Genomic DNA, 8,939 nt, shown 5'->3' with positions numbered 1-8,939 from the left:
AGCGTTCCAAGGCATGGTTATCGGCTCGGCAGGTCACTACCGAAAGTGTCAGCCATGTCTCCGCACACCTGTCACCTATGTGTCCGGTCCGTACAGCTTGTGCAAAGAAAAGTAAGCAAAAGAAACACCCCCCGGCATCCGGGTCTCGCTGCGCTCGACTCCCCTCGCTCCGGCACTGTTCCGAGGGTCGTCTCGAAGGGCCATCCATGGCCCATCGTTCCTCATTTGGCATCCATGCCAAATGCCCCTCTGCACAGCACCTGCACTCGGCCTCCTGACGGGGACGGTCCGACTACCGAAACCCTACTGTTCGAAAATAAGACCGAAAAAGCTGTTTGGTGTGCACGGACTGGAAGTCCCGTCAGGAGGGAGAGCGGAATCGGTGTGCAAGGGGTTGAGTCGCATGGATGCGACGAAAGCTGCGCTGGGCCATGGACGGCCCATCGCAGCGGCCCCCTGGAGCGCCGATGGAGCGAACGCACCCCGAGCGCGTAGCGCTCGGGGCCGGATGCCGGGCGCGCTTTCTCTTTGCTTACTTTCTCTTTGCGCGTGCAAAGAGAAAGTGAGGCGCCGTGCAGGGCGCAACCTGTAGCCCTGTGCCACGGAAAGCGTGGCGACATTACTCGACGCTGAAGCCGCGCAGGGAAAAAATCACCACGGATTGCCAACCCGTTGACTTCCCAGACGCCCAAAACCCACCCGCGCAGGCAGAAAAGGCACTGTCTGTGTGAGTGGCTGAAAGTGCTTTGTTCTGCGCAGGGTGGGCTTTAGCCCACAAATGTCTTGCAGCCGTTGCGGTGGGCTGAAACCCACCCTACGACAAGCGGGTGCGCACCTAGCAAAAAAAAACGGCCACGCAGGACGTGGCCGAAAAACACGGAGTTGCCGAAACCAAGCGACGAAAAGTGCATCTTTCCGCCACTTGTGCACTTTGGATAACAAATCCTCCTTTGCGGTCACATTATAAGCACCGGCAGAGCGCTTTCTTTTTCCCGCCAGCCCTTGCCTGCCACTCGTCCGGGCGGGAAGCTATGCAGATGGAACAAGGAATCCGTTGATGAACCTCGTCGAACTGACCAGCCGCCTGCACCGCATTCGCGACAACAATGACTGGCGCGGCTTCCACAGCCCGAAAAACCTGGCGATGGCCGCCAGCGTGGAGATGGCCGAGCTGCTGGAGATCTTCCAGTGGCTCAGCGAGGCCCAGTCCCGCCAGTTGTCCGCCGCCGAACTGCACCATGCCGGCGAGGAAGTCGGCGATATCGTGCTCTACCTGTTGCTGCTCTGCAGCGAACTGGGCATCGATATGGAACAGGCGGTGCAGGCCAAGCTGGCCGACAGCGAGCGACGGTTTGCCCGATGAAAGACCGTCACTTCGATGCCCTCGCCAGCCGCTTTGCCGAGAAGATCTACGGTGGCAGCAAGGGCGCCATCCGCCTGGCCGTGCTGCAGGCGGATCTGGCCGAAGTGCTGCCGGATCGGCCGCTGCGGGTGCTCGACGTCGGCGCGGGACTCGGCCACATGGCGCTGTGGCTGGCCCAGCGCGGCCACCGGGTGACGCTGGCGGAACCGGCCGCGCCGATGCTCGAGGCGGCCCGCGAGCGCTTTCGCGAGGCCGGCCAGGCCGCCACGTTCATCCAGGCGCCCTGGCAGGAACTGCTCGGCCAGCTGACCCAGCCGTTTGACCTGGTGCTGTGCCATGCCGTGCTCGAATGGCTGGCCGAGCCGCACGCCATCCTGCCGGTGCTGCACCAGCTGACCGGTACCGAGGGCTGGCTGTCGCTGGCGTTCTACAACCGCGACGCGCTGGTCTATCGCAACCTGCTCAAGGGGCATTTCCGCAAGCTGCGCAGCGACCTGCTGGCCGGCGAAAAGCAGAGCCTGACGCCGCAGCGCCCGATCGATCCGCGCGAGCTTGAGGGGCAGATGAGCGCGCACTGGCTGATCGGGAACCGCAGTGGCGTGCGCGTGTTCCACGACTACATGCCGGCCGAGTTCCAGGCCCGCGCCGAACTGCTCGACCTGCTCGAAATGGAACTGGCCTATCGCCGTCATCCCGCCTTCAGTGCCATGGGCCGTTACCTGCACTGGCTGTGCCGCCCCAATGGAGTCGCACCATGAAAATGCTCTTCAGCCTGGCCGCCTGCCTGCTGCTGGCCGCCTGCCAGCCGGCCGCCAACCCCTACACCAGTGAATCCACGCCCTACCCGCCGGCGCCGGCGGCGGCCGCCAGCAATGTCGATCGCAGCAGTTATCCGCCGCCCCAGCGTGATTTCGCCCTCTACCACAGCTGGGCCTGGCGTAACGCCGAAGTGCCAGCCGGCAGTGGCTGGGCCAGCAGCCAGCTGTTTACCGACAGCATCAGTGCCGGCCTGGATCGGCGCGGCCTGCGCCCGGTACAGGGCCAGGCCGAACCCGATCTGCTGGTCAGTGCCCGGGTGCTGACCCGCGAGGTGGAGATCCACCAGCCACCTGAAGTAGGCGGCTTCTATGGTCACGGGCCCTACGGCGATGGCTACGGGGTTGGCGTGGGAGGGGCGATCAACTCCACCCAGCAGATCCTTGGTGTCCAGATCGACCTGTTCGATGCGCGCAGCGGGCAGCTGGTCTGGACCGGCAGCGCCGCGCTGGTGAGCGGCTACAGCGATGATCGGCAGGCGGAAACCCTGCGTGAAACCGTCGCCAGGGCCATGCAGAGTTATCCCGCCGACTAGTTATCCAGCCCATTCAAGCCGGGCCAGCGCGCAAAGCTGACTATGCTAAGCGTGCCCCCTCAGCGAACCAGGCCCATGAACCCGAACTCTGCCCCCAGCAACCCCGAGTTGTTCGCCCTGTGGCGCGAGGCGCAAGACATGCGCAGCCGCACGCGAATGGGCGGCAGCTTTTACCTGGTGGCCTGGCTGCTGATCTGCATGGCCCTGCCGGACTCGCTGACGGCTGCCCGCTACGGCTTGGTCGGCAGCCTGTTCTTTTCTGTCGCCCTGGTGTCCCGCTGGCTGCACCGTTTTCCGACAGAACTCTCAGTGACGGGCCTGCAGCGCTGGATCAATCAACACTGGGCAATGGTCATCGTCACCACGGCCGGCTGGGGTTTCGTCAACGTCTTGATCCTGAGCCTGCCAGATTTCGCCGTGCCGCAACTGCTGGCGATCATCAGCACCATCGCTTTCAGTACGGCCTTTTCCTTTACTTTCGCCATGCGCCTGTATCGCTGTCTGGCGGTAATGTTCCTGCTCAACCTGCCCGGCCTGGTCGTGCTGGCCCAGAGCGCGCCGGAACAGCGCCCGATTTTTCTCAGCCTGGCGATCTACCTGGTTTACCTGCTGCTGTCCTGCCGGCGCAGCAATACCGACTACCTGGCCACCATCGCCCTCGAACAACAGCTGCTTAGCCAGCGCAATTCGCTCGAGCAGCTCAGCCGTACCGACAGCCTGACCCAGCTGGGCAATCGCTACCAGTTCAACGACCTGTTCCAGGCGATGCTTGCCAGCGCGCACCGGCTGGGCAGCCCGCTGTCGCTGGTGCTGCTCGACATCGATTACTTCAAGCGCGTCAACGACCAGCACGGGCATGCCGCCGGCGACCTGTGTCTGCAGCAATTCGCCGAGGTGATGCGCCAGGTATTCCGCCGCACCAGCGATGTTCCGCTGCGCCTGGGCGGCGAAGAGTTCGGCGTGATCATGCCGGGTACCACGCTGGAACAGGCCAGCCAGCTGGCCGAGCAGTTCCGCGTGACACTGTCCGAAACCAGCATGCGGATTCCCGACTCCGCGCTGCGGATCACCACCAGCGTGGGGGTCGGCGCCTACAACCCGCAGATCGACAAGGGCGCGGACGACCTGTACAAGCGCGTCGATGCCGCCCTCTACCAGGCCAAGGAAGACGGGCGCAACCGGCTGCAACTGGCCAGGGGCTGAAGCAGCGAAACTGCAGGTCGAGCCAGCGGTTGGCAGCGGCGGGCCTCTGCAGGCCGTGCCCGGGACGCGCGGTGACGGCGTGATCGGCCAGCACGGCGCCAAGCGGCCGAGGCCGGGGCCGCGTGCAAAGACTTGACCTTCCCACGATGGCAGGGTTGATTCTGCAAACACCCACCCTATTCAGGAGCACTTCAATGATCCGTCGCAGATTTCTCGGTCACGCGCTCGGCGTTGGCGGCTTGGCCCTGCTGCCCGGTTGGCTGCGCGCCGGGGAAATGGATCACTCCATGCACGACATGGGCGCCATGAGCGGCATGGATCACAGCAGTGCGGTCCAGCCACTTGCAGCCGAAAATGCCCTGCCCGGCAACGCTGCACTTCAGCCGCTGCCCAAATTGCTCAATCAGGGCAGTCAACCCGGCGTATTCAAAGCCGAACTGATAGCTGCGCCGGTCGCGGTCGAACTGCTGCCCGGCCAGCCCACCAGCTTCTGGGCCTACAACGGCAGCGTACCCGGTCCGCTGATCGAAGCACGCGAAGGCGACCGGGTGGAAATCCGCTTCATCAACCGGCTCGAGCAGCCCAGCACCATCCACTGGCACGGTTTGCCAGTGCCGCCGGATCAGGATGGCAACCCCCATGACCCGGTAGCGCCCGGCGGCGAGCGCGTCTACCGCTTCGACCTGCCCAAGGGCAGTGCCGGCACTTACTGGTATCACCCGCACCCGCATGGGCATACCGCCGAGCAGGTGTTTCGCGGCCTGGCTGGCGCCTTTATCGTGCGTGCTGCCGATGATCCGCTGGACAACATTGCCGAGCGGCACCTGCTGATCTCCGACCTGAAGCTGAATGCCGATGGCAGCATTGCGGAAAACGATGCCAACGACTGGATGAATGGTCGCGAGGGCCAGTTCGTGCTGATCAACGGCCAGCATCAACCGACCATTGAACTCAAAACTGCTGAACGCTGGCGCCTGTGGAATGCCTGCAGCGCGCGCTACCTGAAGCTCGACCTGGGCGGCCACAGCTTCAGCCTGGTGGGCACCGATGGCGGCCTGCTCGAACAGCCGCAGACGTTGCAGGAAATCCTCCTGGCACCGGCCGAGCGCATCGAGATCATTGTCCAGCCGATAGCACAGCAACAGACTGTCGCCTTGACTGCGCTGACTTACGACCGCCAAAAAATGGGTAACGTTGCCCCCGAACAGGTACTCACTCTGGCGCAGGTGACTATCGCCAAGGGTCAGCCAACCGGACTGCCGCAGACGCTGCGTGCAATTTCACCGCTGGGCAAAAGCAGCGCTGACAAGCGCGTGGTATTCAGCGAAAACATGCGCATGGAAAACGGCCAGCACCAGATGGATTTCTTGGTCAACGGCAAGGCCTTCGATATGCACCGGGTAGATATGCGCAGCCAGCTCGGCGCGGTAGAGCTGTGGGAGGTCTACAACGACTCACACATGGATCACCCCTTCCACATCCATGGCACGCAGTTTCAGATCGTCGAATTCGAACTGGACGGCAAGGTCACGCCAGCAGCATTTCTGGCCTGGAAAGACACGGTAAACCTGCGCCCCAGAGAAACCGTACGGGTAAAAATGGTGCAATCGTTCAAGGGCCTGCGGATGTTCCACTGCCACATTCTGGAACACGAGAATCAGGGAATGATGGCAACGCTGGAGGTAGTTTGAGCGTCGGGGGAATAGCGGAGCACCGAATTGGTAATCCAGCGCTGATTTGTTGGTTGCGCCGGGCTGATTATCGTGGTCGATAGACAGTTTCGGTTGCGCCCCGCCGGGCGCCTCACTTTTCTTTGCTTGTGCAAAGCAAAGTAAGCAAAAGAAACACACCCCGACATCCGGGTCTTCGCTGTGCGAAGACTTCCCTCGCTCCGGTGCCGCTCCGCAGGCACGCTCCGAAGGGACGTCCTGTCCCATCGGAGCTTTCTCGGCGTCCTGCCTCGAATCCTGCTGCGCAACACCTCTGCTCGGCCTTCTGACGGGGACGGTCCGACTACCGAAACCCTTGTGTAGGGTGGAAAACGCCGCCTGCGGCTTTTCCACCGTGGGGACTTTGGTGGATAACGCTGCGCGGTTATCCACCCTACTTTCGAATGTGCACGGACTGGAAGTCCCGTCAGGAGGGTGAGCGGAATCGGTGTGGAGGGGGTTGAGTCGCATGGATGCGACGAAAGCTGCGCTGGGCCATGGAAGGCCCATCGCAGCGGGCCCCCGGAGCGCCGATGGAGCGAACGCACCCGGATCGCAGCGTAGCGAAGAGCCGGGCCGGATGCCGGGGGCGCTTTCTCTTTGCTTACTTTCTCTTTGCGCAAACAAAGAGAAAGTAAGGCGCCGTGCAAGGCGCAACCTGTAGCCCTGTGCCGAGGAAAGTGCTGTGGTCGATTGCGCATCCAGTGCCGGCGCAACAATTCACCACGGATTACCAATCCGCAGCTCGTAGGATGGGTGGAGCGCAACGATACCCATCAATCACATCGCACCACCCCATGATGGGTTACGCCGCTAGGCGGCTAGCCCATACTGCAACTTCGACCGAGTAGAGCCGGATCCGCCTCAACTGGACAAATACGACGAGCGCGTCAGCCCCAACCGCAAGGCATCCAGATACTGCGTGCGCTCGCGCGCCGTGAGCTTGGCGCTGGCCACCTTGTCGCGGTAGTGGGTCATCAGCTCCTCCGGCGACAGGTGCACGTAGCGCAGCATGTCCTCGATGGTGTCGTGGGTTTCGATGCCGGCGTGGTACACGCTGCCATCGGCATCCTGGTAGATGTTCACCGAGTCGGTGTCACCGAACAGGTTGTGCATGTCACCGAGGATTTCCTGGTAGGCACCGACCAGGAAGATTCCCAGCAGGTAGTCCTCGCCCTCGCGCACCTCGTGCACCGGCAGGCTGGTCTCGATGCTCTGCTCGTCGACGTATTGCTTGATCTTGCCGTCCGAGTCGCAGGTCAGGTCCTGCAGCACGGCGCGGCGCAGCGGCTCTTCATCGAGGCGGTGCAGCGGCAGGATCGGCAGCACCTGGCCGATGGCCCAGGTGTCCGGCAGGCTCTGGAACACCGAGAAGTTGCAGATGTACTTGTCGGCCAGCTTGTCGTTGAGCTCGTCAAGTACCTGGCGGTGCGAGCGCTGACGGGCCTTGAGCGAGTTGTGCAGGCGCCGGCACACGGCAAAGTAGCACTGCTCGGCCAACGCCTTCTCGGTCAGGGTCAGTTTGCCGTCGGCATACTGGCTGGCCACGTCGCTCATGTAGTGGGTGGCGCGCCAGTAGGTTTCGGTGACCATCTCGATATCGGTCGGGCCGAGCAGTTCGATCAGATAGCGCACGGTCTCCGGCAGGGTGGTGACGTCTTCGATTTTCGGCATTTCATCGTTGTGCCGCTCCACGTCGGTGACCTGCACCACCAGCATGGCGTGGTGCGCGGTCAGCGAGCGGCCGCTCTCGGAGAAGATGTGCGGGTGCGGCAAGGCCTGCGCGTCGCAGAATTCCTTGAGCATGCCGACCACTACGCCGGCGTAGTCGTCCATGTCGTAGTTGATCGAGCTGGCATTGCGCGAATGGGTGCCGTCGTAGTCGACGCCCAGGCCGCCGCCGACGTCGATGTGATCGACCGGCAGGCCCAGCGCACGCAGCTCGCCGTAGTAGCGGATGGCTTCCTTGAAGCCGTGCTGGTAGTCGGCCAGGTTGGCGATCTGCGAGCCCATGTGGAAGTGCAGCAGGCGGATGCCCTGGTCGAGTCCGGCGTCGCGGAAACGCTCGACCACCGACAGCAGCTGCGCCGCCGACAGGCCGAACTTGGACTTCTCGCCGCCGGTGTCGGCCCACTTGCTTGAGGCCAGCGACGACAGGCGCACGCGCAGGCCGACCTGCGGCACCAGCTTGAGCTCGGCGGCCTCGTCGATCACCAGCTGCACTTCGGATTCTTTCTCGATGACGATAAACACGTTGTGCCCGAGCTTCTGCCCCATCAGCGCCAGCTTGATGAACTCGCGGTCCTTGTAGCCGTTGCAGACGATGGTGCCGCCCTTCGGCGCCAGCGCCAGCACCGCCAGCAGCTCCGGCTTGGAGCCGGCTTCCAGGCCGATCGAGACATCCTGGGTGGCGATGATGTTCTCGATCACCGCCTCCTGCTGATTGACCTTGATCGGGTACAGCGCGGTGTAGCGGCTCTGGTAGCCGAGGCGGGCGATATTGGCATCGAAGGCACCGGTGAGCTGGCGCACACGGTCCTGCAGGATGTCCGGGAAGCGCACCAGCAACGGCAGCGACAGGCCGCTCTTGCGCAGCTCGGCGACCTGCTCGAAGAGGTCGATCGGCGCGCTCTGCGGGCCGTTGGGGCGGACCTCGACACGCCCGGCTTCATTGATCGCGAAGTAGCCCGCGCCCCAGTGGCGGATGCCATAGACGCTGCGGCTGTCCGCGACTGTCCATTGGCTGCCATCATCTTTGCGTGTGCGTCGTACCGGCATTGCGCGTCCCCTGTCGAAAATGATGCTGCGTCGTCGTTGATGCGCGAACCGATCGCCGCCGTTGGTAGGATGGGTTGAGCTTGCCCACGCTTGAGCGTAGGTGGTGATTTAACCGCCGGACTTCTTCGCCCGAAACCCGCGCGCAGCCAACTCCGCCAGCAGCAGCTCGACGTGATCGCCCTGGATCTCGATTACCCCGTCCTTCAGCGCGCCGCCGCAACCGCAGCGCTTCTTCAGCGCCGAGGCCAGTGCCGTCAGCGCTTCCACGGCCAACGGGACACCGGTAATGGTCGTCACGGTCTTGCCGCCGCGGCCTTTGCTTTCCCGACGCACCCGGGCAATACCGTCGCCCTCGGGCACTGCAGTTTGTTTACAGCTGCAGGCCGCAATGGCCTGGCCGCAGCCAGGGCAAAGCCGGCCGGCATCGGTGGAGTACACCAGACCGCCCAGCGCAGACAATGAAGAGGCTTTCTTGACCACCGGCGCACCCTCTTGAGAGGCCAGAAATGGGTTGCCGGCTGATCGGCCGGGCCTT

Annotated in this window: 7 protein-coding genes; 5 read left to right on the top strand and 2 right to left on the bottom strand. The window is 63.4% G+C overall.

The features are described from left to right. Positions 1-1,057 precede the first annotated feature (1,057 nt). The 5 genes from ISX93_RS13430 to ISX93_RS13410 all read left to right on the top strand — a co-directional run bounded on the left by ISX93_RS13430 (position 1,058) and on the right by ISX93_RS13410 (position 5,608). Complete coding sequence (locus tag ISX93_RS13430) at positions 1,058-1,363, top strand: nucleotide pyrophosphohydrolase (RefSeq protein ID WP_195779238.1); 306 nt, start codon at positions 1,058-1,060, stop codon at positions 1,361-1,363. Beyond that, complete coding sequence (locus ISX93_RS13425) at positions 1,360-2,121, top strand: methyltransferase domain-containing protein (protein ID WP_195779237.1); 762 nt, start codon at positions 1,360-1,362, stop codon at positions 2,119-2,121. The genes ISX93_RS13430 and ISX93_RS13425 overlap by 4 nt, the downstream gene beginning before the upstream one ends. Beyond that, entirely contained in the window at positions 2,118-2,714 is a 597-nt protein-coding gene (locus ISX93_RS13420; protein WP_195779236.1) for a DUF4136 domain-containing protein, read from the top strand. Before ISX93_RS13425 ends, ISX93_RS13420 begins: the two co-directional genes overlap by 4 nt. Before the next feature lie 75 nt (positions 2,715-2,789). Next, positions 2,790-3,917, top strand: a complete 1,128-nt coding sequence (locus tag ISX93_RS13415; RefSeq protein WP_195779235.1) for a GGDEF domain-containing protein — start codon at positions 2,790-2,792, stop codon at positions 3,915-3,917. Between the two features lie 194 nt (positions 3,918-4,111). Beyond that, positions 4,112-5,608 (top strand): multicopper oxidase family protein, encoded by a 1,497-nt coding sequence (locus tag ISX93_RS13410; RefSeq protein WP_195779234.1) that lies wholly within the window; start codon positions 4,112-4,114, stop codon positions 5,606-5,608. Between the two features lie 882 nt (positions 5,609-6,490). Here ISX93_RS13410 and speA read toward each other — a convergent pair. Together speA and ISX93_RS13400 are read right to left on the bottom strand one after the other, a co-directional pair. Then, the gene (gene speA, locus ISX93_RS13405; protein ID WP_195779233.1) at positions 6,491-8,404 is read right to left on the bottom strand and encodes an arginine decarboxylase; all 1,914 of its coding nucleotides are present in this window, start codon (positions 8,402-8,404) and stop codon (positions 6,491-6,493) included. 108 nt (positions 8,405-8,512) lie between these two features. Further along, positions 8,513-8,884, bottom strand: a complete 372-nt coding sequence (locus ISX93_RS13400; protein ID WP_195779232.1) for a translation initiation factor Sui1 — start codon at positions 8,882-8,884, stop codon at positions 8,513-8,515. Positions 8,885-8,939: the final 55 nt, after the last annotated feature.

Origin of the sequence: Pseudomonas sp. N040 (assembly GCF_015637705.1) — a bacterium.
Classification (GTDB): Bacteria; Pseudomonadota; Gammaproteobacteria; order Pseudomonadales; family Pseudomonadaceae; genus Aquipseudomonas.
This window is presented reverse-complemented; position numbering and strand designations above follow the sequence as displayed.